Raw genomic sequence first — 26,885 nt, forward strand, 5'->3', positions numbered from 1 at the left:
GTGCAGCAGCGTATTAACGCTTGCTGAACTGCTTGCGCCGACGTGCCTTGCGGAAGCCGACCTTCTTGCGTTCGACTTCGCGGGCATCGCGGGTGACAAAGCCAGCTTGCGACAGTGCGGGCTTCAGGGTCGCGTCGTAGTCGATCAGGGCACGCGTGATGCCGTGACGAACTGCGCCGGCCTGGCCGGTTTCACCGCCGCCGTGCACGTTGACCTTGATGTCGAACGATTCCAGGTGGCCGGTCAGTTCCAGCGGCTGGCGCACGATCATGCGGCCGGTTTCGCGGGCGAAAAAGTCGTCGACGGGCTTGCCGTTGACAACGATCTTACCCGTGCCCTTCTTGATGAAAACGCGAGCCACCGAGGTTTTGCGACGGCCGGTTCCGTAATTCCAGTTACCGATCATGGCGTTTCCTTAGATATCCAGCGTCTTGGGCTGCTGGGCGGTGTGCGGGTGCTCGGCACCGGCGTACACCTTCAGTTTCTTGATCATGGCGTAGCCCAGAGGACCCTTGGGCAGCATGCCCTTGACAGCCTTCTGGATGGCGCGGCCGGGAAAACGCTCTTGCATCTTCTCGAAGTTCGTTTCACGGATACCGCCCGGGTACGTCGTGTGGCGGAAGTACTTCTTGTCCTTCGCCTTGGCGCCCGTAACAACGATATCGGCAGCGTTGACGATGACGATGTAGTCACCGGTATCAACGTGCGGCGTGAATTCAGGTTTGTGCTTGCCACGCAGACGACGTGCGACTTCGCTGGCCACACGACCGAGGACTTTGCCCTTGGCGTCGATCACAAACCAGTCACGTTGGACTTCATGCGGCTTGGCCACAAAGGTCTTCATGATGGTTCCTAAGAATAAAAATTTTCCTGGCTGGACCATCCAGCCAGTTTTTTCCCCCGAACTAGACCAAAATCGCGGAAAGAACCCAGCGGGTTTTCCAAAAATTCAGTCGATATCAGCGTCTTGCCTAAGCGTTATTACCCGCCCGTGCATTGGCCAAAATGAGGGAAAGCCTGCGATTCTAACACAGCTGCTCAAAAAGTGGGCAACTTAATCCTCGTCGGAAATACGCCAACGGCGCCCTGAGGCGCCGCCGACACATCCAGACAATCAGGGACGCACGCCCTGGAACGCCCGCTCAGGCGCCCAGGTAGGCTTCCAGAACGCGGGGATGGCCCAGCAGTTCGCGGCCGGTGCCGGTGAGCGCCATGGCGCCGTTCTCCAGCACGTAACCGTGCTGGGCAATCTTCAGCGCCTGGCGCACGTTCTGCTCGACCAGGAACAGGGTCAGGCCATCGGCGTTGATCGCGCGCAGGGAGCGGAAGATCTCCTGCACCACGATGGGCGCCAGGCCCATGGAGGGTTCGTCCAGCAGCAGCAGGCGCGGCTTGGCCATCAGTGCCCGGCCGATGGCCAGCATCTGCTGCTCGCCGCCGGACAGGTTGCCGGCGATGCCGGTGATCCGTTCCTTCAGGCGCGGGAACAGGTTGAACACGTATTCCAGGTCCGAGTCGACGTTCTTGAGGCCGCGGCGGTAGGCGCCCAGCTCCAGGTTTTCGAGCACGGTCATGGTGGTGAGGATGGCCCGCCCTTCCGGCACCTGGACGATGCCTCGCGCCACGAGTTGATGCGGCGGCAGGTTGGTGATGTCCTCGCCTTCGAAGGTGATCTTGCCGCGCGCCTTGGGCAACAGGCCCGACAGCGCCAGCAGCGTGGTCGACTTGCCGGCGCCGTTGGCGCCGACCAGGGCGGTGATTTCCTTGGCGTTCAGGTCCAGGTCGATGCCGCGGACGGCTTCGATGTGGCCGTAATTGACCTCGAGTCCGCGGACTTCCAGCATGGCGCTCATTGTGCAGCCTCCGCGCAATGCGCTACGGTATTCGTCTTGGGAGCGGCCCGGCGACTCATTTGGCGGCCCCCGCTTGTTCGGTGTCTTCGTCGTCTTCGCGGCCCAGATAGGCTTCGATGACCTGTTCGTTGTTGCGGATCTCGTCAGGCCCGCCGCAAGCGATGATCTTGCCGAAGTTCAGCACCGCGATGCGCTCGCACAAGCCCATGACGAAGCGCATGTCGTGCTCGATCATGAGGATGGTGTAGCCGCGGTCGCGGATGGCCAGGATCTCGCGCATGAGCTCGGCGCGCTCGCCGGTGTTCATGCCGGCGACCGGCTCGTCCAGCAGTAGCAGCTTGGGCTCGGTGGCCAGCGCGCGCGCCAGCTCCAGGCGGCGCTGCTCGCCGTAGGACAGGTTGTCCGCCAGGTCGTTGGCCTTATGGTCCAGGCGCATCCAGGTGAGCAGTTCATGCGCGCGCTCGCGGGCGCGCTTTTCGTGCTCGCGGTAGCCCGGCAGGCCCAGCAGCAGGCTGGGGAAGCCGTAGTTCATGTGGCGGTAGGCGCCCACCACCACGTTTTCCAGCAGCGTCATCTCCTTGAAGAGACGGATGTTCTGGAACGTGCGGGCGATGCCCATGCGCGTGATGCGGTGCGGCTTCTTGTCCAGGACGCTCTGGCCGTTGAACGTGATGGTGCCGCCGCTGGGCGGCAACAGGCCGGTGATGAGGTTGAACACCGTGGTCTTGCCGGCGCCGTTGGGGCCGATCAAGCCGAAGATGGCGCCTTCGGGGACCGACAGGCTGACGTCATGCAGCACATGCAGACCGCCGAAGCTCTTGGAGACGGAAGAAAGCTCAAGCATGGCGCTTGCCTCCCTGGCGTCCTTGGCGCATCCAGCGCTTGAAGCGCGCCGGATCCCAGATGCCTTGCGGCAGGAACAACACAATCACCACCAGAATCACTCCGTTCGCGACCAGGCGCAGATCGGCAAAACCGCGCAGCATTTCGGGCAACACGGTAATGATGAAGCTGCCCAGCACGGGACCGGCCAGGCCGCCGATGCCGCCCAGGATCGCCATGGTCAGGATTTCCACGCCACGGTCGAAACCGTATTCGTTGGGGCCGATGAAGAAGGTCAGGTGCGCGTTCAGGGCGCCGGCCAGACCCGCGATCATCGCGCCGGCCACGAAGGCCAGCATCTTGTTGGCGCGCACGTCGATGCCCATCAGGCCGGCCGCGGTTTCGTCACCGCGGATGGCATCGAACGAGCGTCCGATCTTGGAGGCGCGCACGCGCCACAGCACGAACAGCACGATGACGACGGCCAGCACCACATGCCACCACTGCGTCAGCTGCGGGATGCCGTTAAGGCCCAGCGCGCCGCCGGTTATGGACTCGGTGTTGAGGATGGTCACGCGGACCACTTCGCCAAAACCCAGCGTGGCCATGGCGAGGTAGACCCCGGACAGCCGCAAGGTGGGCAAGCCGATCAACGCCGCCACCAGCGCGGGCGCGGCCATGCCGCCGGCAAGCGCAACCGAGAACGGCGCGTCGTAGTTCATGGTGAGCAGCGCGGCGGTGTACGCCCCGATGCCCATGAAGGCTGCGTTGGCCATGGCCAGCATGCCGCAAGCCAGGGTCAGCCAGATGGAGAGGGCCAGCAACGCATTGGTGCCCAGCGTGAGCACCAAGTTGCCGTAGATGGCCCAGAAGTTTTCGAATCCGCTCATTCTTTAAGCCTTGCGTTGAACCACTTTGCCGAACAGACCTTGCGGGCGCACCAGCAGGATCAGGAACAGCAGGCCGAAAGCCACCGCATCGCGCATGGTGGAGCCGATGTAGGCCACCGACAGCACCTCGGCGAAGCCCAGGAACAGGCCGCCCAGCATGGCGCCGCGGATGTCGCCCATGCCGCCCAGGATGATGACCGCGATGCCCTTGTGCAGCATCGGCTGGCCCATCAGGGGGAACAGCGCGTTGGAGTACAGCCCGATCAGCACGCCGGCAACGCCGCCCAGGGCGGCCGCGGCGAACGAGGTGGTGACGAACAGTTTTTCGACGTTGATGCCCAGCAGCCACGCGGCCTTGGGCGATTCGGCGATGGCGCGCAGGGCGCGGCCGAATTGCGTGCGGCGCATGACGTACATCAGCACGGCCATCAGCGCGAAAGACAGGAAGATGATGCCCAGTTCAATGACGGTCAGATGCAGGCCGGCGACCTCGATCACTTCCTCGGGCACGGTGCCGTGCGGGAAGCGCAGGTTGCTCGCGCCAAAGATGCTCTGGGCGGTGTTGTTCAGGATGATGCCCACGCCGATGGTGGCGATCATGGGGATCAGGTGGGGCGCGTTGCGCTTGCGCAGCGGCTTGAGCACCAGGTAGTCGATGATGACCCCGGTGAAGCCGGCGACGAAGAACGCTGCCATCAGGCCGGCCCACAAGGGCAGGCTGAATTGCTGCACCACGAACAGTGCCGCGTAGGCGCCAACCATGAAGACGGCGCCATGCGCCAGGTTGATCACCCCGAGCACGCCGAAGATCAGCGTGAAGCCCAGCGCGAACAGTGCATACACACAGCCCAGCGACAAGGCATTGACGAATTGTTGTTCGAACATGATGGGACTTTCCAAAGCTGTGAGGGCCCCATGCAGCGCCCACTGCATGGCCTTGAGCCTCCCGGCGGGGAGGCATTTCTTTTAGGGTGACGGCCCTGCGATAAAAAGCGCCTTGCGGACGGCTCAGCCGCCCGCAAGGCGCATCCCCCCGCGCGGGGATGCGCAGCGCTTACTTTTCGATGACGTACTTGCCGTCCTTCGTCACGCTGACGATGGGAGCCTGGTCGGCATCGTAGCCGGCGGGCTTGCCGGCGCGGTCGTTGGCCTGACGGAACTTGAACGGGCCAGTGGCGCCGGTCCAGGTGACCGCGGGCAGCGCGTCGCGCAGGGCTGCGCGATCCTTGGGCAGGTCGCCCGAGATCTTGACGTTCTTCAGGGCCTGGGCCGCGATGTACATGGCGTCATACGACTGGGCCGCGAACTGGTCGGGCGCGCCGTTGAACTTGGCCTTGTAGGCGTCGATGAACTTGACGTTCTCGGGGGCCTTGTTCTCGATCGACCAGGGGCTGCCGATCCACAGATTGTTCGACGCGCCGCCAGGGGCCAGGTCGAAAATCTTGACCGAGTTCATGCCGTTGCCGCCGATGACGGGCACGTTCAGGCCCAGTTGGCGGGCCTGCACCATGATCGGAGCGCCTTCGGCCAGCAGTGCGGACAGCACGATGGCATCGGGGTTGGTGCCCTTGATCTTGGTCAGCTGGGCCTTGAAGTCCACGTCGCCCTTGGCGAACGTTTCGGTCGTCGTGACCGGGATCTTCTGGTCTTCCAGGGCCTTCTTGAAGTTGTCGTAGCCGCTCTTGGTGAAGACGTCGTCGTTGCCGTAGAGCACCGCCACGTTCTTCAGGCCGGTCTTGGCCTTGACGGTGGAGATGGTGGCCGGCAGCACGTCGGCTTCGGTGACCGAGTTGCGGAACACGTAGTTGCCGATGGAGGTGATGCCGTCGGCGGTATTGGAGGTGCCGAAGGCGACCGTCTTGGCGGCCTGGGCGATCGGGTCGGCGGCCTGGGCCGAGTTCGACAGCGTCGGGCCGAAGACCATCAGGACGTTGTCCTTGAAGATCAGCTTCTTGAAGACGTTGATCGCTTCTTCTTTCTTGCCTTGTTCGTCCTCGACCACGAGCACGATCTTGTTGCCGTTGATGCCGCCGGCGGCGTTGATTTCATCAGCGGCCAGCTGGAAACCATTGCGGATCGACACGCCGTACTGGGCAGCGCCGCCCGACAGGGCTTCGGCCACGCCGATCTTGATGTCGGCCGCATGGGCAGCCGGGACGATACCGGCAGCGATCAGCGCGGCCAGCAGCTTCTTGGTCTTGGATTGCATGGTTGTTACCACCTTAAAGTCTGTCTCGGAATATTGGTAATCCGGGCTGATGTAATCCTGCCGGATTGACGTCGGATGCCGCCTAAAGGCGCCATGTTTGCGCGTCAAGACCCGGGATATTACTCCTTTGTATCAGGCGGCTACTCGAACGCCATTCAACAAAAGCCTACAAACCGCCCATTTTTTTGTAAAAAACGTGTGGTTACTAGCAAAAACCCTAACGCCGGCCGAATGTTATTCGGCAGGCGTAAGTGTCCTACGTTCTGGCCGATAGCGCTACGCCCAGGTATTGGTCGTAGGCGCTTTCGGTCAGACGGAACCATGGCATTTCGCTGTCGCGAAAACCCATGTAACTATCGTGCATCGCCTTGAATCTGGGGTCTTTGGCGCCCAAGTCCTTATAGAGCTGCTGCGTGGCCTCGAACGCCAGGTCCATGATGGACCGCGGGAATGTACGGATTTGAGCGCCGTTTGTCGTCAATTGGGCCAGCGCGGCCGCGTTGCGGGCATCGTAGCGGGCGATGGCGGCGGCATGCGCGGCCTGGGCGGCCGCGTCCACCACGGCCTGGTAGTTCTTGGGCAACGCATTCCAGGCTTCGTCGTTGATATACAGCGACAGCTGTTCGCCGGGCGCCCACCAGCCGGGTGCGTAGTAATACTTAGCAACCTTATTAAGACCGAGCTTGTCGTCATCGTAGGGGCCCGCGCCCGCCACCGCCTGCAGGCCGTCCTTCTCGAAGGCTTCGGCCAGCTTGGCGGGATCGGCCTGCTGCGGCGCCACGCCCAGCTTGGCCAGCACGTCGCCGGCCAGGCCGCCCACCCGCATTTTCAGGTCTTTCAGGTCGCCGGCGCGCTTGATTTCCTTGGTGTACCAGCCGCCCATCTGGGCGCCGGTGTTGCCCAGCGGAAAGTTGATGATTTTTTCAGGCTTGAAGAGTTCGCGGGTCAGCCGCAGGCCGCCGCCTTCGCTCATCCAGGCGTTCATCTGCCTGGCGTTCAGGCCGAAGGGCACTGCGGCGTCGAAGCAGAAGACGGGGTTCTTGGCGTAGTAGGCGCGGGACGAGGCATGGCCGCATTCCACCTTCTTGGTGGAGACCGCTTCCATCAGGTCCGCGGCGGGCACGATCTCGCCCTCGGGGAAATGGCGGATGTTGAACTTTCCGCCCGTGGCTTCAGAGACGAACTTGCAGAAGCTTTCGCCAGCGCCAATGCGCAGATCCAGGGTGCTGGGGAAGCCGGAAGACAGGCGCCAGCTCAATGATGGCATGTCCTGCGCGAACGCGGGCGCGCTGACGGCGGCTCCGGTGGCGACAGCGCCGAGACCGGCGTGCTTCAAGAACGAACGTCGTTGCATCTCTTTGCTCCTTTACAGCAACACCTGGGACATCAAGCGATACCCGGCGGATATTACACGCTGATATCGGCCTGCCTGGCCACACTATCAGGTAAGGGATTGCAAAGACCGGAACGACTGCCGGGTCTGCGTGGCGGCCGCGGCGCATCATGCCGCGGCCAATACGCAGGATCAGATTCCGGCGATCGCCATCTGCTCGATCAGGATCGAGCCGGTGGTCTTGGTGCCGCGCGAAATCGTGTCGGCGCCGACCGCCACGATCTGCTTGAACATATCGGCCAGATTGCCGGCAATGGTGATTTCCTGCACCGCGTGCTGGATCTGGCCGTTTTCCACCCAGTAGCCGAACGCGCCGCGCGAGTAGTCGCCGGTGACGTAGTTGACGCCCTGGCCGATCAGCTCCGTGACGAGAAAGCCCGTGCCCATCTTCTTGAGCATGGCTTCGAAGTCGTCGCCACGGCGGGTCTGGGTGGAGCTGAACACCAGGTTATGCGAACCGCCGGCATTGCCGGTGGTGGTCATGCCCAATTTGCGAGCGGTGTAGGACGACAGGAAATAGCCTTCCAGCACCCCGGCCGACACCACGCTGCGGCGGCGCGTGCGCACGCCTTCGTCGTCGAAGGGCGAGCTGCCCATCGCGCCGCGGATGTGCGGATCTTCGGTCAGGTTGATATGTTCGGGGAAGATGGGCTTGCCCAGCGCGTCCAGCAGGAAGCTGGCCTTGCGGTACAGCGCGCCGCCGTTGGCGGCCTGGGTCAAGGCGCCCACCAGCCCCAACGCCAGGGGCGCTTCGAACAGGACGGGGAACTTGCCGGTGCGGATGCGGCGGGCCGACAGCCGCGACAGCGTGCGCTCGGCGGCGTAGCGGCCGATGGCTTCGGGCGAAGCCAGCTTGGCCGGATCGCGTTCGGAGCTGTACCAGTAGTCGCGCTGCATGCCGTTGCCGCGGCCGGCGATGGGCGCGACCGACAGGCTGTGGCGCGAGTACGGGTAGCCGCCCAGGAAGCCGCGCGTGTTGCCCATCACGAACTGGCCTTCGTAGGTGCCCACGGTGGCGCCATCGGTATTGGTGATGCGCGGATCGACCTCGCGCGCGGCGCGCTCGGCGCGCAGCGCCAGCTCGGCGGCTTCTTCGGTGGACACGCCCCAGGCGCGGTGCAGGTCCAGGTCGGGGAATTCGGTGGCCAGCTGGTCGGCGTCGGGCAGGCCGGCGGCCGGATCGGCGGCGGTATGGCGCGCGATGTGCCAGGCGGCTTCGACCGTCTGGCGCAGCGCCGCTTCGGAAAAGTCGGAGGTGGAAGCGGAGCCGCGGCTCTGGCCGGCGTAGACCGTCAGGTCCAGCGAACGGTCGCGGGTCTGTTCGACGGTTTCGATGTCGTTCTTGCGTACGGAGACCGACAGGCCCAGGCTTTCCGAGACTTCCGCCGCTGCGTCGGAGGCGCCGATCTGGCGCGCATAGGCGAGGGTTTGTTCGACGAGTTCAGAAAAACGCGCGTGATTCGCCGCCAGCGGCAAGGATGAGGAGGTTTTAACCATTGCTGTCCAATTTGCAGAGACGGTTATCATAGCCAAGTCTGTCATTGCGCAGTTTTCCATGAATTCCCATATTGAAGAAGAATCCGTCGACGACGGTTACGACGAGAACGGCTACGACCGTCCCAGCAAGTCCCAGGTCAAGCGCGAAATGCACGCGCTGCTGGACCTGGGCAAGCAGCTGATCGAACTGTCCCCCGAACGCCTCAAGCAATTGCCGCTGGCCGAGCGTCTCTATGAGGCGATCCGCACGGCGCAGCGCACCACCGGGCGCGAGGGCAAGCGGCGCCAGGTTCACTTCGTGGGCAAGCTGATGCGCGACGCGCCCGCCGACGAGATCCGCGCCCAGCTCGATGTCTGGGAAAACGGCTCGCGCGAGGAAACCGCCGCCATGCACCGGCTGGAGACGCTGCGCGACCGCCTGCTGGACGACGACGAGGCCTTGACCAAGCTGCTCAACAGCAATCCGCAAGCCGACGTGCAGCAGCTGCGCGCGCTGATCCGCGCCGCCCGCAAGGAAAAGCTGGCCAACGCCGCCCTGCTGCAAGGCCAGGAACCGCAGAAGAAGCACTACCGCGCGCTGTTCCAGGCCCTGAAGACCCTTACCCTTTGATTTTCATCGCCCGCCGTCCATGAACGCTCCGACCGACCTGCTCGATTGCATCGAGATCGAAACCGCCCCCAATCCCACGCACGCCGTGATCTGGCTGCATGGCCTGGGCGCCGACGGCAACGACTTCGCGCCCATCGTGCCGGAGCTGGACCTGCCGGCCGGCGCATCGGTGCGCTTCGTGTTCCCGAACGCGCCGGTGCAGCGCGTGACGATCAATAACGGCATGTCGATGCGCTCCTGGTACGACATCCTGGTCATGGACCTGGTACGCGTCGAGGACGCCCGCGGCATCCGCGCCTCCGAAGCCGCGATCCACAAGCTGATCGCGCGCGAGAACGCCCGCGGCATCCCGACCTCGAAGATCGTGCTGGCAGGCTTTTCGCAGGGCTGCGCCATGACCCTGCACACGGGCATCCGCCTGCCGGAAAAGCTGGCGGGCATGATGGGCCTGTCGGGCTATCTGCCGCTGCTGGACACGGCCGAAGCCGAGCGCAACAGCGCCAACCAGGACACACCCATCTTCCTGGCCCATGGCCAGTACGACCCGGTGGTGTCGCTGCCGCGCGCCCAGGCCTCGCTGGCCGAGCTGCGGCGGCTGGGCTACGACGTGCAATGGCACACCTACCCGATGCCGCACTCGGTCTGCGCCGAGGAAGTGGCGGATATCTCCAAGTTCCTGAACCAGGTTCTGGTCTGAGGACCATGCAGGGCCGCGCCCGGCGGCCCTGATCGCGGCAGATGGGCGTCCTGCGCCCTGCCCGCCCGCTCGCAGGCCCTGGCGGCCTGCGATTTCATTTTGTATACCAAGTGGTATCCCAGCCTGGAATTTTCCTGGGCTGACTTTCTCTCGTCCATAGAGAAAAACGCCAACTGCAAAAAGCTTGTCGCCTATTTGTATTGAATATAGTATTCGATCCAAGCCTTACCGGCCCGGGCGAGCAGTTCGGGCTTCCCTGTTGTTGTTGTCGATCCATCCCATTGGCCGTGTCGCGCCGGGTTTCGGCGTGGCATTCAAGACGCAGGAGAAAGTCCCGTGAAATCCTTGCCATCGCCCCGTCTGGCGGCTGCGGCGCTGCTCGCGCTGTTCGCCCCCTTGGCCGCCCAGGCCGAAGCCCTCAATCCCCCCGTGAAGGTCCGCTACGAAGAAGTGGTGCGGTCCATTCTTTACGTGCCCAAGTACGTGGCCCTGTCGCAGGGCTATTTCAAGGACGCGGGCCTGGACGTGTCCATGAAGACCTCGCAAGGCACCGACAAGGGCATGACCGCCCTGCTGTCCGGCAGCGCCGACATCGTGCTGATCGGGCCCGAGGCGTCCATCTACGTCCACAACAGCGAATCCCCGGTCAAGCCCAAGATCTTTGCCGGGCTGACCGCCACCGACGGATTCTTCCTTTTGGCGCGCAAGCCGGTGGAGAAGTTCGACTGGTCCATGCTCAAGGGCAAGGAGGTCATCGGCTTCCGGCCGGGCTCCAATCCCATCGTGTTCCTGGAAACGGCGCTGCGCAAGCATGGCGTGGATCCCCAAAAGGACGTGAAGCTGCTGAACAACATCGGCATTCCCGCGCGCGCGGGCGCCTGGATGGCCGGCCAGGGCGAATATGGCATTTTTCTTGAACCCGAGGCCGGCGAATTGGTGCGCAACGGCAAGGGCTACATCGTCGCCTCGGTGGGCCACGAAGTCGGCCAGGTGGACTACACGGTCTTCACCGCCACCGACAAGTACATCCGCGACAACCCCAAGGTCATCCAGGCCTGGACCGACGTGGTGGCGCGCGCCGAAAAATACGTGAAGGACACGCCCGCGGCCACGCTGACGCCGCAGATCATGACGTACTTCCCCGGCATGGACCAGGCTGCGGTGACAGAGGCCATCGAGCGCTACAAGAAGTACCAGATCTGGAAGACCACGCCGCTGGTGACGGCCGAAGCCATGAACCAGTTGCAGGACATGCTGATCGCCAGCGCGGTCATGAAGGACAACGCCCGCGTGAAGTACGAGGACGTGGTGGTGACCGACTTCGCGAAGAAGGCCCAATGATGGGCGCCGTCGTCCACAACCTGAAGCCGGACACCGCCACGGCGAAGATCGAACTGCGCGAGGTCTGTCTTTCCTATTTCACCCAGGAAGGCGAGACGGAGGCGCTGTCGAACGTGTCGTTCACGCTGGCGGCGGGCGAATTCGTCAGCCTGATCGGGCAAAGCGGCTGCGGCAAGAGCACGCTGCTGTCGCTGATCGCCGGCCTGATTCCGCCGACCTCGGGCGCCGTGATGATAGACGGCCAGGCCGTGACCAAGCCCAATCCGCGCATCGGCTACATGCTGCAGCAGGACTACCTGTTCGAATGGCGCACCATCCTGGACAACGTCATGCTGGGCGCGGAGATCCAGGGCCGGCGCGATGCGCGCAGCGAGGCGCGCGCCGTGCATCTGCTGGAGAAATGCGGACTGGGCGCCTTCCTGTCGCACACGCCGCGCCAGTTGTCGGGCGGCATGCGGCAGCGCGCCGCGCTGGCCCGCACCCTGGTCACCGAGCCGGACGTGATCCTGCTGGACGAGCCCTTCTCGGCGCTGGATTCGCAGACCCGGCTGGCAATCTCCGACGAAGTGGTGGACATCCTGCGGCGCGAAGGCAAGACCGTGGTGCTGGTGACGCACGACATCGGCGAAGCCATCGCCATGACGGACCGCGTGATCGTGCTGTCGCGCCGGCCCGGCCGCCTCAAGAGCCAGTACCGCATCCATTACGGCGACGGCCAGGCCCGGCCCACGCCGTTCCAGGCGCGCTCGCGGCCCGAATTCAATACCTACTTCAAACAGCTGTGGGACGAGCTCGATGTCCACGTGGAGGGTTGACCCATGAACGCGCCCGTCGCCAACACCGTTCCGCTGCGCGCCGTGCGCGCGCCCAGCGAGAAGTACCTGAACTACCTGCGGCGCGACCGCGCCCGCCGCCGGCACATCCGCATCGCGCAGGCGCTGCTCTTGGCCGTGTTCCTGTGCGCCTGGGAAATCCTGCCGCGCATGCACATCCTCAACCCGCTCCTGACCAGCTACCCCAGCGCGCTGTGGCCGACGTTCATCGAGCTCTGGAACAACGGCAACCTGGGCAAGCACATCATGACCACGCTGAGCGCCACGCTGGTGGGCTTCGGCCTGAGCATGGCGATCGGCATCGTGGTGGCGGCCGCGCTGTGGTGGTCGGACTTCCTGTACAAGGTGCTGGACCCCTTCCTGGTGGTGGCCAACGCCATGCCCAAGATCGCCTTCGTGCCGATCTTCTACCTGTGGCTGGGTTCGGACTACGCGGTGTACGGCATGGCCGTGGCGATCGCGGTGTTCGTGACCATCATGGTGGTGTATGCGGGGTTTCGCGGCATAGACCTGAACAAGGTGAAGCTCGCCCACACCTTCGGCGCCAGCCGCTGGCAGGTGCTGACCAAGGTGGTGCTGCCGGGCAGCGTGCCCACGCTGATCGCGGCGGTGAAGATGAACATCGGCCTGGCGCTGGTGGGGGTGATCGTGGGCGAGTTCCAGTCGGCGGATTCCGGCCTGGGCTTTCTCATCATGAACGGCAGCCAGGTGTTCAAGCTGAACATCGTCATGACCGCCATCGCCATCCTGGCCCTGATCTCCAGCGTGATGTACCTGATCGTCTACCGCATCGAAGCCGCGATCGCGCGGCGCTACGGATAAGGAACCGCCATGGAATTCCCGCAATGGGTAAAGGATCGCGTGATCGCCCGCCAGGGCCGCCTGCACCCCTATGACGAACTGCCCGCCGCGCGCCTCGCGGTGGTGGTGGTGGACATGCAGCAGTACTTCACGCTGCCCGGCTACCAGGGCGAATGCGCGCCGGCGCGCGAGATCATCGCCCCCATCAACCGCCTGTGCGACGCGGTGCGCGCCGCCGGCGGCACCATCGTGTGGGTGCAGACCGCCTCCGATAACGCCGACTCGTTCTGGTCGCACCATCACGGCGTGATGCTGACGCCGGAGCGCAGCGCCAGGCGTCTGGAAACGCTGCGCCGCGATGCTCCGGGGTATGCGCTGCATCAGGACCTGCATGCGCACGACACCGACCTGCGCGTGACCAAGCGCTTCTACAGCGCGATGGCGCCGGGCTCGTCCGAACTGGAGCCGCTGTTGCGCGGGCGCGGCGTGGACACGCTGCTGATCGCCGGCACCGTCACCAATGTGTGCTGCGAATCCACCGCGCGCGACGCGATGATGCGGGACTTCCGCACCATCATGGTGGACGACGCGCTGGCCGCCGTCACGCCTGCCGAGCATGAACACGCGTTGCACGGCTGGATGCTGTTCTTCGGCGACGTGCTGTCGGTGGACGAATCGATCGCGCGGCTCAAGCCCGCCCAGGCAGCCAGGAAGACCGCCTGAACGGGCCTGATATCAGGAGAGGTTCAGCCAGACCCGGCGCATCGTCGGGTCTTCCGGATCCGCGTCGTTGGTGAAGCCCAGGCTGGTCATCAGCGACAGCATGGGCCGGTTGGTCGACAGCACCAGGCCGTCGATGTATTCCAGCCCCTGCTCGCGCGCCGCGTCGATCAGCGCCGACATCAGCTGGCGGCCCAGGCCGCGGCGCTGCCAGTCGTCGCCGATCACCAGGGCGTACTCGGCCCCCCTGCCGTCGGGGTTGCGCAGGTAATGCGCGAAGCCCACCAGCACCTCGCGCGGATGGCCGCGGTTGGCGGGGTTGGGCACCTGCGTGGCGGCCACCAGGGCCAGCTCGCGGTGGTAGTCCACCTGCGTGTAGCGCGACACCATGCGCGGGGTCAGCTCGCGCATCATGGACACGAAGCGCATGTAGCGCGAACGCTCGGACAGGCCGCGGATGAATTCCTGCAGCGGTTCGGCATCCTCGGGGCGGATGGGACGCAACACCCAGGGGATGCCGTCGGCGAAGCGGCGCACCTGCACCAGCCGGGCCGGATACGGGTGGATCGCCATATGCGGGTAGCCCGCGGTCTGCGGCGTTGCGCAGCCGGGCTTCTCGGTCAGCGTCATGCGCAGCCCGCCGGCGCGCAGATGGGTTTCGCCGGCGTATAGCGGATCGATGTCCAGGGATTCGATATCCGGCAACTCCGACACCAGCTCGGACACCAGCACTACCGCCTGCTGCAAGGCCTCGGCGGCCATGTGGCCGATGCGCGGCGCCAGCACCCGGCGCCACAGCCGGCTGCGTTCGATCAGTTGGCGGGCCAGGAAGCCGTTGAGCGGCGGCAGGTCGACGCCGCGGTCGGATTGCGACAGCACCGCGTCCGGGCCGCCCGCGCCGAAGCGGATGACAGGGCCGAACTGCGGGTCGCGCCGCACCCGGATCGCCATGGGGCGGGACTCCGGCTCTGCAGCCGCCACGTCCATCGGCGTGTCGCGCAGCGGCACGTAGAACAGCGCCAGCAGGCTGCGGATTTCGGAGGTATTCAGTTCGCGCCGGCATTCAGCGCGCACGCGCGCCAGGATCTCGCGCGCGGCGGCCAGGTCCGGCACGTGGCTGGCCGGCTCCGGCGGCTGCGTCTGCAACAACAGCTGCTGGTTGTAGTGATGGGTCGCCAGCACGCCGAAAGCGTCGGCGGCCGATTCGGGCGTGCGGAAAGCCGAGGTCCCCGCGTCATCCAGCATGCGCCGCAGCGGCCGCATGCCGGCGTCGCCCATGAAGCAGGTGACGACCGGCTTTTTCGCCTTGGGCGCGATCTGCGCCAGTTCGCGCGCCACCGCCTGCATGTCGGCCAGCGCGTCGGGCGCCAGCAGCACCAGCACGCCGTCCACGCCGGCATCGTCCAGCACCGCGTCCAGCATGGCGCGGATGCGCTCCGGGGTCAGCGGCGTGAAGGTGATGACGGGATTGGCGGTGGCGGCGTCGGGCTCCAGCATGGCCGCCAGCGTCCGCTGGGTCGCGGGCGCGAGCTCCGCGCGCAGCACGGCGGCGTCGGGGCCGATCAGGTCCATGGCCAGTTGGGGAGGCCCGCTGCCGTTGGAGATCAGCGCCACGCGCCGGCCCTTGGGACGGCGCGTGTAGCCCAGCACCTTGACCGCCGAGAACAGCTGCACGAAGTAGCGCACGCGGACCGCGCCGGCGCGGCGCAAGGCGGCGTCGAAGATGGCGTCGGCGCTGTCGGTATCCGCGCGGCCGGCCTTCAGCACGATCACGGGCTTGATCGAGGCCGCGGCGCGCAAGGTGCTCATGAATTCGCGGGCCGGACCCACGTCTTCCAGATAGAGCACGATGCTGTCCGTGCGCGGATCGCTGGCAAGATAGTCCAGCACCTTGGACAGGCCCACCACCGCCTCGTCGCCCAGCGACACGGCGGTGGAAAAGCCGATGTGCACATCCTCGGCCCAGTCCATGACCGCGGCCATGATGGAGCGCGACTGCGCCAGCAGCGCCACGCGGCCGGCGCGCGCCAGCACGGGGTGCTGGCTCAGGTTCAGGCCGGCGTGCGGCCGCTGTGCGCCGAAGGAGCGCGGGCCGAGCAATTCGCAACGGTTTTCCTCGGCCCAGGCGCGGCACAGCGCCAGCGTGCCGCGCGGATACGGGTCGGGCAGTTCGTGCGGCAGCAGGATTACCGAGCGCGGCGCCAGCGGCGACAGCCGGCGCAGCGTTTCCGGCAGGACGGCGGGCGAAACGCAAACCAGGGCCAGATCAGGCCGTTCGCCCTGGGCCAGGCCCTGCAGCGTGTCCGGCAGGTCCGGCGCGGCGCCGACTTCGCAGGCCACCACCGTGGTCTTGCCCTTGAGCGCGGGCGGCAACGAGGCCGCCGCCGGCAGCGGCCGGTCGGCGACGATCACCAGCGAGGCGGGCTCGAACATCGGGGCGAGAGCGTGTCGCAACATGGTGTTAGCAGGCCCTAATCTAAAATACCCCTCATCGTAACAAGACAACCCTGCCCTACGATTGACATGGGCCCAGCCTGACGCCGATTTGTGGCGCCGCAGCCGCTATCATTGCCACCTATGACTTCCAACGCCTCTACCCCCATTCGTACCCGTTTCGCGCCTTCGCCCACGGGCTTCCTGCATCTGGGCGGCGCCCGCACCGCGCTGTTCTCCTGGGCCTTCGCGCGCCATCACAAGGGCACCTTCGTGCTGCGCATCGAAGACACGGACGTCGAACGCTCCACGCCGGAAGCGGTGCAGGCCATCCTGGACAGCATGGACTGGCTGGGCATGCAGCCCGATGAAGGCCCCTTCTATCAGATGCAGCGCATGGACCGCTACCGCGAAGTGGTCGCGCAGATGCTGGCCGCCGGCACCGCCTACCACTGCTACAGTTCGCCCGAGGAAGTGGAAGCCATGCGCGAAGCCGCCCGCGCCCGCGGCGACAAGCCGCGCTACGACGGCACCTGGCGCCCCGAGCCCGGCAAGACCCTGCCGGCCATCCCGGAAGGCCGCAAGCCCGTGGTGCGCTTCAAGAACCCGCAGGAAGGCGCGACCTCCTGGAACGACATGGTCAAGGGCACCATCAGCTTCGACAACACCGAACTCGACGACCTGATCATCGCGCGCCCGGACGGCACGCCCACCTACAACTTCTGCGTCGTGGTCGACGACTGGGACATGGGCATCACCCATGTGCTGCGCGGCGATGACCACGTCAACAACACCCCGCGCCAGATCAACATCCTGCGTGCGCTGGGCGCCACGCTGCCCGAGTACGGCCATGTACCCATGATCCTGGGTCCGGACGGCGAAAAGCTGTCCAAGCGCCACGGCGCCGTCAACGTCATGGAGTACGACAACGAAGGCTATCTGCCGGAAGCCATGGTCAACTACCTGGCGCGCCTGGGCTGGAGCCACGGCGACGACGAGCTCTTCTCGCGCGACCAGCTGGTGTCGTGGTTCGACACCAAGCACCTGTCGAAGTCGGCCTCGCAGTGGGATCCGAAGAAGCTGAACTGGGTCAACGCCCACTACATCAAGCAGATGGACAACGCCGAACTGGCCGAGCGCGTGGCGCCGCGCGTGGCGAACCGCGGCGGCCATCCGGAAAAGATCGATCTGCCGGGCGTCATGGGCCTCTTGAAGGACCGCGCTGAAACGCTGGAGCAGCTGGCCGACGGCGCCATGCTGTTCTGCGCCGAATTCAAGGGCGCGCCCGCCGAGTTGGCCGAGCAGCACCTGACCGCGCCCGCGCGCGAAGCGCTGGCCGACTTCGCGCAGCGCGCCCAGGACGCCGACTGGACCCGCGAAGCCCTGTCCGCCCTGATCAAGGCCGTGCTGGCCGACCGCGGCATGAAGATGCCGCAGCTCGCCATCCCCCTGCGCGTCGCCGTCACCGGCCAGACCCAGACCCCGGCCGTGGACGCCGTGCTGGCCCTGCTGGGCAAGCAGACCGTGCTCAAGCGCCTGGCCGCAATCTAAGCGCCTGTCCCAAAAACACCGCGGGCCTTGCTCATTCCAGGATGAGCAAGGCCCGCGGTGTTTTCAGCCGTTCCCTCAGGCTTGCTGGATGGCCGCGCGCACCTTCAATGCGCGCGCGAAGAACGCCCCCAGCAAGGGCAACAACGCCGCCGAGCCGCCGAACAGCGCGCCCGGCCCGATCTCGTCGACCACCGCGCCCGCCACGGCCACGCCCACCGCCTGGCCCATGAACAGGCAGGATGCGAACCACGCCACCGCCGTGCCGCGCGCCGACGGCACCATCTGCGTCGCATTCGTCTGCAAGGTGGCATGCAGCAGGTAGTAGCCGAAACCGGCCAGCACGCTGGCCAGCAAGCTCCACATCCAAACGGGACCTAGCAAATACGACAGGAACGCCACGCCCAGTACCAGTCCGCCGGCGATCGCCAGGCCGCGTTCGCCCAGGCGTTTCAGGATGCGGCCGGCCACCACCGTATACAGCAAGCCGCCCACGGCGTACACGGCCACCAGCGCGCCCGCGGCGGTCAGCGAGATATCGAAGCGTTCATGCAGGTAGGAAGGCGCGAAGGCCAGTGCGCCGAAAACCAGCAGGCCTTCGACGAATACCGTCGCCAGCACGATGCGCGCCCAGGGTGTGCCCAGCACCAGCCGCGCCTGCGCCACGAAGCCCTGGCGCACCGCGCCCGGGTCCACCTGGCCCAGGCCCGAGGCCTGCTGGCGGCGCACTTCCAGCAACAGCAGCACGCCCACTATCAGGTAGCCGCAGACCAGCGCGGCAAATGCCCAGCGCCAGCCCACCGTGTCGGCAAACAGGCCGCCGGCCAGCTGGCCCGCCGACATGCCGAGAATGGTCCCGGTCAGGAAGCGCGCCAAGGTGGCCTGACGGCGTTCATAAGGTACGTTGTCGCCGATCCAGGCCATCGACAACGGCACGATGCCCGCCCCCGCCGCGCCCGACAGGACGCGGCAGAACACCAGCACGTCCAGCGACCCTGCGGCCACCGCGCCCGCGCTGCCCAGCGCGCAGGCAAAGGTCGCGATGCTGACGACGCGGTACTTGCCGTAGCGGTCGCCCAGGGGACCGAAGAACATCTGCAACACGCCGTAGGCCACGGCGAACGCGGTCACGGCGCGCGCGGCCTGGCCCGTGGTGGTGCCAAATTCCGCCGCGAGCTGCGGCAACATGGGATCACAGATGCGGAAGGCGCTGGCGCTGACGAAAGCGGCCAGGGCAAGCAGCGCGATGGCGCGCGCTTCGGAGGACAGGGCAGGCATGGATGACCGGCTGCGGGCGATGGGTGAAGACCGCACCTTACCGCAGCCCGGCCATCTTGGCTTTGTCGCGGGGCGGAATGTCCGCCCCGCGCAACGCTCAATAGGGCAGGCGATAGCCCGTGGGCATGCGGCGCGCGGTCATGACCTGGCCGCCGTTTTTCAGCTCGCGCATCGTCAGGCGGGTCTTCTCGACCTTTTCGACGCGGTAGCGGTTCAGGTAGATCGGATCGTTGGCGTCCACCAGTTCGCCGGCGGACTTGGTGGTCTGCATCGTGTAGATGCCGTCCGCCACGCTCCAGCAGCCGGTCTCGCGCAACGCGGGACGCGTCTTGCGGCCGATCTTCAGCAGGGATTCATAGGCCATGGTGCCATCGGCGGACAGCACGATCAGCGATTGCAGATCGCCGCTGACGTCGCGCGGGCGGCTGTTCGACAGCCAGGTGCCTATCATGGGATCGCCGGCCTTGGCGGGTACGCAGGCCACCGGCTTGGGTGGTTCCGCGGGCTGGGCTTCGGTGATGGTGGCGGGCTTTCTGGCGGCGCAGCCGGCCAGGATCAGAACGGCGCAGGCGACGCCCGCCGTACGCAAATACACACTGCTCATGACTTCCTCAACACGTCTGTCGACGCGCCGCACCGAGCACCCCGGCGCATCCCTCGCGCAGCAAACATCACGCACTCTAAAGAGGCGTTTGCGAAGAATCAACGGCGATCCGCGACCAGTGCAATTGCGCAACAGTAGGCCCCGGAATTGGCCTGTTTTATGGCCGCAAATCGCAAAAATGCGTTGGTTTCAAGCGACAGTGCGGCCGCGTTTCGCGGCCTTCGCGCGCAGCATTTCCTCCATGCGCGCCGCGGCTGGAGACAGGCTGCGGCCGGCCAGCCGGGTGATGCCCAGTTCACGCTCGATGCGCGGGGCGGACAGCGGCACAAAGGCCAGGCCGCGCGAATCCGGCGGCACGCCCAGCCGCGCCAGCACCGTGACGCCGACGCCGCGTTCCAGCATGGCCAGAAGCGACATCATGTTGGACACGAAGACCTGCCGGTCCAGCATGAAGGCCGCCTGCGGATAGCCCGCGAGCTGGCGATGGGCGATGGTGCCGACCAGAGGCAGGTCCTCGATCTCGCGCCAGCTCACCGATTTGCGCCTGGCCAGCGGATGGCCGCGATGGCAAACCAGGCCGAAGGCGTCGCGCAGCAAGGGCTCGAAGGACAGCCGCCGGTCCTGTGACACCGGGCTGCACACGCCCAGCTCCGCCTCCCCTGCCAGCACCATGCGCTCCACGCCTTCCGAGTTGTCGTCGAACAGGCGCAACGCCACCGCCGGATAGCGCTCGCGGTATGTCGCCACCAGTTCCGGCAGCCAGTGCGTGGCCACCGTGGCAACCGACGCCATGGTCAAGGTGCCGGCCTCGTTGCTGGCCAGCCCCGACAACGCGCCCGCCACGCGGTCGTGGTGCTGCACCAGTTCGCGCGCCAGCGGCAGGCAGTCCTGGCCGAAACGCGTGAGCGTGCCGCGGTTGCCTGGTTCGAACAGCGGCTGCCCCAGGCGCTGCTCCATCTCGCGGATGGACAGCGACAACGCCGGCTGCGAGCGGAAGGCTCGCGCCGCGGCCGCGCGGAAGCTGCGCAGCTCGGCCACCAGCAGGAAGTGGCGGTAGTGCGTGATGGAAATTTCAGGCAACGGGCGCATGACTGACTTCGATTAGTGAAACTTATCCAATCATATGAAAAATAAAGTTTTCTGATAGCACCAGCCCACCTAAGATGGCCGCACCATGAATGCCGACTCGCTGCTCCCGCCTCTTTCCACCCGCGCCGATCCGCTGGATTTCAGCCGCATCGACCAATTGCCCGCGCGCCTCGCCGGCCAGGGCCGCCTGATAGTCGGCGCCGATCCCCAGGACGACAGGCCCGGCCTGCTGTTCGTGCCCGGCGCTTATCACGGCGCCTGGTGCTACGCGCACTATCTGGATTTCTTCGCCCGCGCCGGCCTGGCCTGCGCGGCGCTGGACCTGCGCGGCCACGGCGACCTGCCCCAGGACGCGGCGTTTACGTCGGTTGGCATCGCCGATCTGGGCCAGGATGTCGTCAGCGCGCTGGACGCGCTGGCGCGCCCCACGGTCGTCATTGGCCACAGCATGGGCGCGCTGCCCGCGCTGCTGGCCGCCAGCCAGCGGACGGTGGCGGGCGTGGTCCTGCTGGCGCCGTCGCCGCCCGGCGACCTGCCCGGCGCGCAAGCGCTGCCGCCCGTCCCTGAAGGCCTGCCGCGGCGCGCGCCGAACGACGCCGAAATCCGCGCACGCTTTCTGGCGACCTCGCCAGACCGCGACGTCGCCTCGGTATCGCAGCGCCTGTGCCCCGAAAGTCCGCAAGTGCTCAACGACCGTTATCTGCTGCGCGTGCCCGTCGACGCCGCCGCCATCCGCGCTCCGGGCCTGTGCCTGGAAGCCGGCCTGGACACGCATGACCGCCACCCGCCCGGCCAGGACCTGGCGATCGCGCGCCGCTTCGGTTTTTCCCACGCCGTGCTTGCCGGCCAGCCGCATTGCATGATGTACGCGAACCAGTGGCAAGTCAGCGCCGCCGCCATCCTGGTGTGGCACCGCGGCCAGTTCGACTGATCGCCCCCCCGAATACCAACGACAACAACGACAACGACGCGCAACCGCGCCATCAGGAGACAACCATGTTCATACCCCGTTATATCCGTCCGGCCCTGATCGGCGCCGGCCTGCTGCTGGCCGCGGCCTCGCACGCCGCCGGCTGGCCCGAGAAACCCGTGACCCTGATCGTGCCGTCCGCCGCGGGCGGCGCGGCCGACCTCACCGCGCGCACCCTGGCGCAGTACCTGGGCGAAAAGACCGGCCAGACCGTGGTGGTCGAGGACCGGCCCGGCGCGGGCGGCATCGTCGGCACCAACGCGGCCAAGAACGCGGCGGCGGACGGCTACACCTTCCTGCTGTCCACCAACTCCACCCACTCGGCCAATCAGTTCCTCTACAAGAGCCTGCCCTACGACGCGCAAAAGGACTTCCGCCAGGTCGGCATGCTGGGCACCTTCGGCACGGTCGGCGTGGTGTCGCCTGACAGCCCGTACCGCACGGTGCCGGACCTGGTCGCGTACGCCAAGCAACATCCCGGACAGGTCTTCTTCGGCTACTACAGCTCGTCCTCGCAAGTGCCGTCCGAACTGCTGAAGCAGCGCGCCGGCATCGAGATCACCGGCGCGGCCTACAAGAACATCACACAGATCATCACCGACCTGCGCGGCAAGCAGATCAACTTCGCCTTCGTCGACTACCTGACCGCCATGGGCCAGATCGACGGCAAGGGGCTGATTCCCATCGCCGTCACCGGCGCCCAGCCGCAGCCGGCCTGGCCCACCGTGCCGACCATGGCCACCTACTATCCGGACTTCATCGTCGCCGGCTGGCTGGGGCTGTCGGCCCCGGCAGGCACGCCGCAGGACATCGTGGAAAAGATGAACGCCCATATGCAGGCGGCGGTGAAGGACGAAGCCACCGCCGGCAAGCTGCGCGCCCTGGGCCTGACGCCGGAATCCATGGACGTGGCGCGCTTTGACGCCTTCGTGAAGGAAGACACCGCACGCTGGAAGGAATGGATCCGGATCTCGGGCATCCAACCCCAATAAATCCGCGGCCCTCCCTATATCTATATAGAGAGGGCCCGTTTATCTACAGCGGCAGGCGCTGCTCGTGCTTGATTTCGCGCAGCGCGACAATGGTGCGCGTCTGCCGTATGCCCGGCATGTTGAACAGGAAGCGGTGCAGGAAACGATCGTAGGCCTCCGGGCTTTCGACCAGGATCTTCAGCAGGAAGTCCGAATCCCCCGTCACCGCGTAGCACTCCAGGATTTCGGGCGCGTCGCGCACCGAGCGCTCGAAGTTCTCGACCGTATTGGCGGAGTGCCGCTCCAGGCTGATCTGCGCGAACATGCAGCCCAGCCCCACCTTGCTGCGGTCCACCTGGGCGCTATACCCCTGGATCACCCCGCTGGCTTCCATCGCCTTCACCCGCCGCCACACCGGCGCGGCCGACAGCCCCACCTTCTCTGAAAGCTGCTGCGCCGAGGCCCGGCCGTCCTCCTGCAAGGCCTTGAGGATGCCGATATCGGTCTTGTCCATCGCTTAGTCTCCTGGTTTTTGTCGAACACGAAACGTTCATTGCGAATTATAGGGATAGCACGATCCAAAAACGCAATAAACCTGATGGCTCGCGAACCTATCATGGTGCCGAAACCAGGAGTATTCACCATGGACGGTACCCCCGCCGCCGAACCCCAGCTGGACCTCGAGTACCAGCTCGCCGACAACCTCACGCGCAGCTCCGGCCGCATCTTCATGACCGGCACCCAGGCGCTGGTGCGCATCATGCTCACCCAGGCCCGGATGGACCGCGAACGCGGCCTGAACACGGCTGGCTTCGTCTCGGGCTACCGCGGCTCGCCGCTGGGCGGCGTGGACATGGCCATGTGGAAGGCGCAAAAGGCGCTGGACGCCAACCAGATCACCTTCCTGCCCGCCATCAATGAAGACATGGCGGCCACGGCCGTCATGGGCACCCAGCAGGCCGGCGTGCGCGCCGACCGCAACGTCGATGGCGTCTACGCCATGTGGTACGGCAAGGGCCCCGGCGTGGACCGCGCCGGCGACGCCCTGCATCACGGCAACGCCGCGGGCGCATCGCGCAACGGCGGCGTGCTGGTGGTGGTGGGCGACGACCACACCGCCGTCTCGTCCTCCATCCCGCATTCCAGCGAGGCCTCGCTGATCGGCTGGCAGATGCCCATCGTGCACCCGGCCTCCATCGACGAATACGAAACCTTCGCGCTGTGGGGCTGGGCCCTGTCGCGCTACTCGGGCACCTGGGTCGCCTTCAAGGCCGTGTCCGAAACCATCGAATGCGGGCATTCCTTCGTTCCCGCTCCTGCCCAGCGCTACGACATGCCGGCGGATCCGGACATGCCGCCCGAATCGCTGGAGTATTCCGCGCGCGACTTCCTGTCGCTGGCGATCGAGACGCGCATGAACCTGCGCATGAAGGCTGTGGCCGCGTTCGCGCGCCGCCACAGCATCGACCGCCTGACCTGTCCGGCGCCCAAGGCCACTGTCGGCATCGTCACGGTGGGCAAGGCGCATCTGGACACCATGGAAGCGCTATCGCGCCTGGGCGTGGACACCGTCACCGCCAATGCGCCGGTGCGCATCTACAAGCCCGGCCTGACCTGGCCGCTGGATAGCGAACGTCTGCTGGAATTCGCGCGCGGCCTGTCGCACATCCTCGTGATCGAGGAAAAGGGCGCGGTGGTCGAAAGCCAGATCAAGGACCTGCTGTTCAACCGGCCGGACCGCCCCACCGTCATCGGCAAGAAGGGCTTCGACGGCGAAGCGCTGGTGCCCTCGGCCGGCCAGTTGCGCCCCTCGCTGCTGGCGCAGCCGCTGGCCAATTGGCTCAGCCGCGCCGCCGGCCTGCCGCTGGCGGCGGACCTGTCCGTGTTCGCGTGCCAGGCGCCGCTGTCCAACGATGCCGACGGCATGCGCCGCCGCCCCTACTTCTGTTCGGGCTGCCCGCACAGCACCTCGACCAAGGTGCCGGAAGGCAGCCAGGCGCTGTCCGGCGTGGGCTGCCACTACATGGCCGCCTGGATGGACCGCGACACCGGCGGCCTGACGCAGATGGGCGGCGAAGGCGTGGACTGGATCGGCCTGTCGCGCTACACCAAGATGCCGCACATCTTCCAGAACATGGGAGAAGGCACCTATTACCACTCGGGCTATCTCGCCATCCGCCAGGCCGTGGCCGCCAAGGCCAACATCACCTACAAGATCCTGTTCAACGACGCCACGGCCATGACCGGCGGCCAGCCCATCGACGGCCCGATCTCGGTGCCCAGCATCTGCCAGCAACTGCGCGGCGAGAACGTGGCCCGCATCGTCGTCACCACCGACGAACCCGAGAAGTACCAGGGCGTGGACCTGGGCGCCGGCATCAAGGTGCACCACCGCCGTGAACTGGACGCGCTGCAGCGCGAGCTGCGCGAGATCCCCGGCGTGACCGTGCTGATCCACGACCAGACCTGTGCCGCCGAAAAGCGCCGCCGCCGCAAGAAGAACCAGTTCCCCGACCCGGCGCGCCGCATGCTGATCAACAGCGCCGTCTGCGAAGGCTGCGGCGACTGCGGCGTGCAATCGAACTGCCTGTCGGTGGTGCCGCTGGAAACGCCTTATGGCCGCAAGCGCGCCATCGACCAGTCCAGCTGCAACAAGGACTATTCCTGCGCCGAAGGCTTCTGCCCCAGCTTCGTCTCCGTGATGGGCGGCAAGCCCAAGAAAAGCGCGGCGCCCAAGGCCGACCAGGAACGCCTGCAGAAACTGATCGCGCAGTTGCCCCTGCCGGCCATGCCTGCGCTGGACCATCCCTATCGTCTGCTGGTCGCCGGCATGGGCGGCACCGGCGTCATCACCATCGGCGCCATCGTGTCGATGGCGGCGCATCTGGAAGGCCTGTCCGCCGCGGTGCTGGACCTGACCGGCCTGGCTCAGAAAGGCGGCACGGTGGTCAGCCATATCCGCCTGGCGCCTGCCGGCGCCCCCGCCGGCCCGGTGCGCCTGGACTGGCAGCAGGCCGACGCCGCGATCCTGTGCGACCCGGTCGCCTCCGTGGCGCCGGACTCGCTGGGCGCGCTGCGCCGCGGCCACACCCAGGTCACGGTCAACAGCTACGTCGCGCCGGTCTCCGACTTCACCCGCAACCCGGACGCGGCCATGCGGCCCGAAGCGCTGCTGGCCAAGATCCGCCACGCCGCGGGCGAGTCCAACACCGTCGCGATCGACGCGCACGAAGCCGCGCTGGCGCTGTTCGGCGACAGCATCCTGTCCAATATGTTCATGCTGGGCTATGCCTGGCAGCGCGGCGGCGTGCCGCTGTCGCAGGCCGCCATCAACCGCGCCATCGAACTCAACGGCGTAGCGGTGGCCGCCAACCGTGCCGCCTTCGACAGCGGCCGTCTGGCGGCGCACCAGCCCGACGCGCTGGAAGGCGCGCTGCGCCCGCGCGCCCAGGTCGTGCAACTGCACGTGCCCGAATCGTTCGAGCGCGCCGTCGCCCGCCGCGTCGAAGACCTGACCGCCTATCAAAACGCCGACTACGCCCGCCAGTTCCAGGACGTGGTCGAGGCCGTCGCCGCGCGCGAGCGCGAATTGGCACCCGACGCCAAGACGCCGCGCCTGGCGCTGGCGGTCGCGCGCGGCCTGTTCAAGCTCATGGCCTACAAGGACGAATACGAAGTCGCGCGGCTCTACACGGGCGCCTCCTTCCAGGCGCAGTTGCAGGGCCAGTTCGAAGGCGACTACAGCCTGCGCTTCCACATGGCCCCGCCCATCTTCGCCCGCAAGGACCCGCGCACCGGCGTGCCGCGCAAGATGACGCTGGGCCCGCGCACCATGACCGCGCTGAAAATGCTGGCGCGCCTGAAGGGCTTGCGCGGCACCTGGTTCGATCCCTTCGGCCATACCGCCGAGCGCAAGATGGAACGGGAGCTGGTGCGCGAGTACCGCCAGACCATAGACCAGTTGCTGGCAGGGTTGACCCGCGACAAGCTGGCCCAAGCGGCTACAATCGCCGGCCTTGCAGAAACCATCCGCGGCTTCGGTCACGTGAAGGCTGCAAACGTCGAGAAGTATCGGACGGAGTTGGGCCGCTTGATGCAAACCTATACGGCGCCTGCCCCGCGCGATATGCCCCTGCGGAAGACCGCATAAACATTCGCTCCGAGCGGCACCTTCCTGGGCGCGCCTTGCTGGGCGCGCCTAGTGCATTTGGTAACAACCTTTTGTGGACTTCGTCTTATTTTTTTCTTGTCCCTGTCGTACTCGATCACTAGAATTAGTGTCCAACGAGGGGTGCTACACTATATGTTGTGGTCGCCTAAGAGCTG

Annotated in this window: 24 protein-coding genes; 10 read left to right on the forward strand and 14 right to left on the reverse strand. The window is 66.2% G+C overall.

Features of this window, described 5'->3' with window-relative positions:
* Positions 1-13: 13 nt before the first annotated feature.
* The 9 genes from rpsI to pmbA all read right to left on the reverse strand — a co-directional run bounded on the left by rpsI (position 14) and on the right by pmbA (position 8,664).
* Positions 14-406, reverse strand: a complete 393-nt coding sequence (gene rpsI / locus IAG39_RS27915) for a 30S ribosomal protein S9 (RefSeq protein ID WP_006217310.1) — start codon at positions 404-406, stop codon at positions 14-16.
* 9 nt (positions 407-415) lie between these two features.
* A complete protein-coding gene (gene rplM / locus IAG39_RS27920) occupies positions 416-844 on the reverse strand; it encodes a 50S ribosomal protein L13 (protein ID WP_013391412.1) in 429 nt (142 codons plus the stop codon).
* A 298-nt stretch (positions 845-1,142) separates the two neighbouring features.
* Positions 1,143-1,853, reverse strand: coding sequence for an ABC transporter ATP-binding protein (locus IAG39_RS27925; protein ID WP_054458384.1), 711 nt, complete (start codon positions 1,851-1,853; stop codon positions 1,143-1,145).
* Between the two features lie 55 nt (positions 1,854-1,908).
* Positions 1,909-2,697 carry an ABC transporter ATP-binding protein gene (locus IAG39_RS27930; RefSeq protein WP_059372876.1) on the reverse strand — a complete coding sequence of 263 codons (789 nt, stop codon included), beginning with the start codon at positions 2,695-2,697 and terminating at the stop codon, positions 1,909-1,911.
* The gene (locus tag IAG39_RS27935; RefSeq protein ID WP_013391409.1) at positions 2,690-3,565 is read right to left on the reverse strand and encodes a branched-chain amino acid ABC transporter permease; all 876 of its coding nucleotides are present in this window, start codon (positions 3,563-3,565) and stop codon (positions 2,690-2,692) included. The genes IAG39_RS27930 and IAG39_RS27935 overlap by 8 nt, the downstream gene beginning before the upstream one ends.
* 3 nt (positions 3,566-3,568) lie before the next feature.
* Positions 3,569-4,450: a branched-chain amino acid ABC transporter permease gene (locus IAG39_RS27940; RefSeq protein WP_059372875.1), complete on the reverse strand. Its 882-nt coding sequence runs from the start codon at positions 4,448-4,450 to the stop codon at positions 3,569-3,571.
* A 169-nt stretch (positions 4,451-4,619) separates the two neighbouring features.
* Positions 4,620-5,774, reverse strand: a complete 1,155-nt coding sequence (locus tag IAG39_RS27945; RefSeq protein WP_118932553.1) for an ABC transporter substrate-binding protein — start codon at positions 5,772-5,774, stop codon at positions 4,620-4,622.
* A 256-nt stretch (positions 5,775-6,030) separates the two neighbouring features.
* Positions 6,031-7,128 (reverse strand): TRAP transporter substrate-binding protein, encoded by a 1,098-nt coding sequence (locus IAG39_RS27950; RefSeq protein WP_118932552.1) that lies wholly within the window; start codon positions 7,126-7,128, stop codon positions 6,031-6,033.
* 171 nt (positions 7,129-7,299) lie between these two features.
* Positions 7,300-8,664, reverse strand: a complete 1,365-nt coding sequence (gene pmbA, locus IAG39_RS27955; RefSeq protein ID WP_059372869.1) for a metalloprotease PmbA — start codon at positions 8,662-8,664, stop codon at positions 7,300-7,302.
* Between the two features lie 58 nt (positions 8,665-8,722).
* Here pmbA and yjgA point away from each other — a divergent pair, with 58 nt between their 5' ends.
* From yjgA to IAG39_RS27985, 6 genes are all read left to right on the forward strand, one after another.
* Positions 8,723-9,274, forward strand: coding sequence for a ribosome biogenesis factor YjgA (gene yjgA / locus IAG39_RS27960; RefSeq protein ID WP_059372867.1), 552 nt, complete (start codon positions 8,723-8,725; stop codon positions 9,272-9,274).
* Between the two features lie 19 nt (positions 9,275-9,293).
* The gene (locus IAG39_RS27965; protein WP_059372865.1) at positions 9,294-9,971 is read left to right on the forward strand and encodes an alpha/beta hydrolase; all 678 of its coding nucleotides are present in this window, start codon (positions 9,294-9,296) and stop codon (positions 9,969-9,971) included.
* Positions 9,972-10,307: 336 nt separating this feature from the next.
* Positions 10,308-11,312 (forward strand): ABC transporter substrate-binding protein, encoded by a 1,005-nt coding sequence (locus IAG39_RS27970; protein ID WP_059372863.1) that lies wholly within the window; start codon positions 10,308-10,310, stop codon positions 11,310-11,312.
* Entirely contained in the window at positions 11,312-12,127 is an 816-nt protein-coding gene (locus tag IAG39_RS27975; RefSeq protein WP_059373042.1) for an ABC transporter ATP-binding protein, read from the forward strand. The genes IAG39_RS27970 and IAG39_RS27975 overlap by 1 nt, the downstream gene beginning before the upstream one ends.
* Positions 12,128-12,130: 3 nt before the next feature.
* Positions 12,131-12,967, forward strand: coding sequence for an ABC transporter permease (locus tag IAG39_RS27980; protein ID WP_059372861.1), 837 nt, complete (start codon positions 12,131-12,133; stop codon positions 12,965-12,967).
* A gap of 9 nt (positions 12,968-12,976) precedes the next feature.
* Positions 12,977-13,669 (forward strand): isochorismatase family cysteine hydrolase, encoded by a 693-nt coding sequence (locus IAG39_RS27985; RefSeq protein WP_118932550.1) that lies wholly within the window; start codon positions 12,977-12,979, stop codon positions 13,667-13,669.
* 12 nt (positions 13,670-13,681) lie between these two features.
* Here IAG39_RS27985 and IAG39_RS27990 read toward each other — a convergent pair whose 3' ends face one another.
* On the reverse strand, positions 13,682-16,123 hold the full coding sequence (locus tag IAG39_RS27990; protein WP_059372856.1) for a GNAT family N-acetyltransferase: 2,442 nt from the start codon (positions 16,121-16,123) through the stop codon (positions 13,682-13,684).
* A gap of 120 nt (positions 16,124-16,243) precedes the next feature.
* Between IAG39_RS27990 and gltX the strand changes: the two genes are divergently transcribed.
* Positions 16,244-17,650 (forward strand): glutamate--tRNA ligase, encoded by a 1,407-nt coding sequence (gene gltX, locus IAG39_RS27995; RefSeq protein WP_059372855.1) that lies wholly within the window; start codon positions 16,244-16,246, stop codon positions 17,648-17,650.
* Positions 17,651-17,725: 75 nt separating this feature from the next.
* Here the strand turns inward: gltX and IAG39_RS28000 are convergent, their stop codons facing one another.
* The 3 genes from IAG39_RS28000 to IAG39_RS28010 all read right to left on the reverse strand — a co-directional run bounded on the left by IAG39_RS28000 (position 17,726) and on the right by IAG39_RS28010 (position 20,618).
* A complete protein-coding gene (locus tag IAG39_RS28000; RefSeq protein ID WP_118932549.1) occupies positions 17,726-18,925 on the reverse strand; it encodes an MFS transporter in 1,200 nt (399 codons plus the stop codon).
* Between the two features lie 97 nt (positions 18,926-19,022).
* Positions 19,023-19,529 carry a hypothetical protein gene (locus IAG39_RS28005; protein WP_054458355.1) on the reverse strand — a complete coding sequence of 169 codons (507 nt, stop codon included), beginning with the start codon at positions 19,527-19,529 and terminating at the stop codon, positions 19,023-19,025.
* Between the two features lie 189 nt (positions 19,530-19,718).
* A complete protein-coding gene (locus tag IAG39_RS28010; protein ID WP_059379045.1) occupies positions 19,719-20,618 on the reverse strand; it encodes a LysR family transcriptional regulator in 900 nt (299 codons plus the stop codon).
* An 85-nt stretch (positions 20,619-20,703) separates the two neighbouring features.
* On the opposite strand from IAG39_RS28010, the gene IAG39_RS28015 reads away from it, so the two are divergent.
* Both IAG39_RS28015 and IAG39_RS28020 read left to right on the forward strand, forming a co-directional pair.
* Positions 20,704-21,549, forward strand: coding sequence for an alpha/beta hydrolase (locus IAG39_RS28015; RefSeq protein WP_187523966.1), 846 nt, complete (start codon positions 20,704-20,706; stop codon positions 21,547-21,549).
* A 65-nt stretch (positions 21,550-21,614) separates the two neighbouring features.
* Positions 21,615-22,580 carry a Bug family tripartite tricarboxylate transporter substrate binding protein gene (locus tag IAG39_RS28020; protein ID WP_059379048.1) on the forward strand — a complete coding sequence of 322 codons (966 nt, stop codon included), beginning with the start codon at positions 21,615-21,617 and terminating at the stop codon, positions 22,578-22,580.
* Between the two features lie 43 nt (positions 22,581-22,623).
* Here IAG39_RS28020 and IAG39_RS28025 read toward each other — a convergent pair whose 3' ends face one another.
* Positions 22,624-23,073, reverse strand: a complete 450-nt coding sequence (locus tag IAG39_RS28025; protein ID WP_008159001.1) for an Lrp/AsnC family transcriptional regulator — start codon at positions 23,071-23,073, stop codon at positions 22,624-22,626.
* A gap of 129 nt (positions 23,074-23,202) precedes the next feature.
* Between IAG39_RS28025 and IAG39_RS28030 the strand changes: the two genes are divergently transcribed.
* Positions 23,203-26,709: an indolepyruvate ferredoxin oxidoreductase family protein gene (locus IAG39_RS28030; RefSeq protein ID WP_118934842.1), complete on the forward strand. Its 3,507-nt coding sequence runs from the start codon at positions 23,203-23,205 to the stop codon at positions 26,707-26,709.
* Positions 26,710-26,885: the final 176 nt, after the last annotated feature.

Source organism: Achromobacter xylosoxidans (assembly GCF_014490035.1).
GTDB classification, from domain to species: Bacteria; Pseudomonadota; Gammaproteobacteria; order Burkholderiales; family Burkholderiaceae_B; genus Achromobacter; species Achromobacter bronchisepticus_A.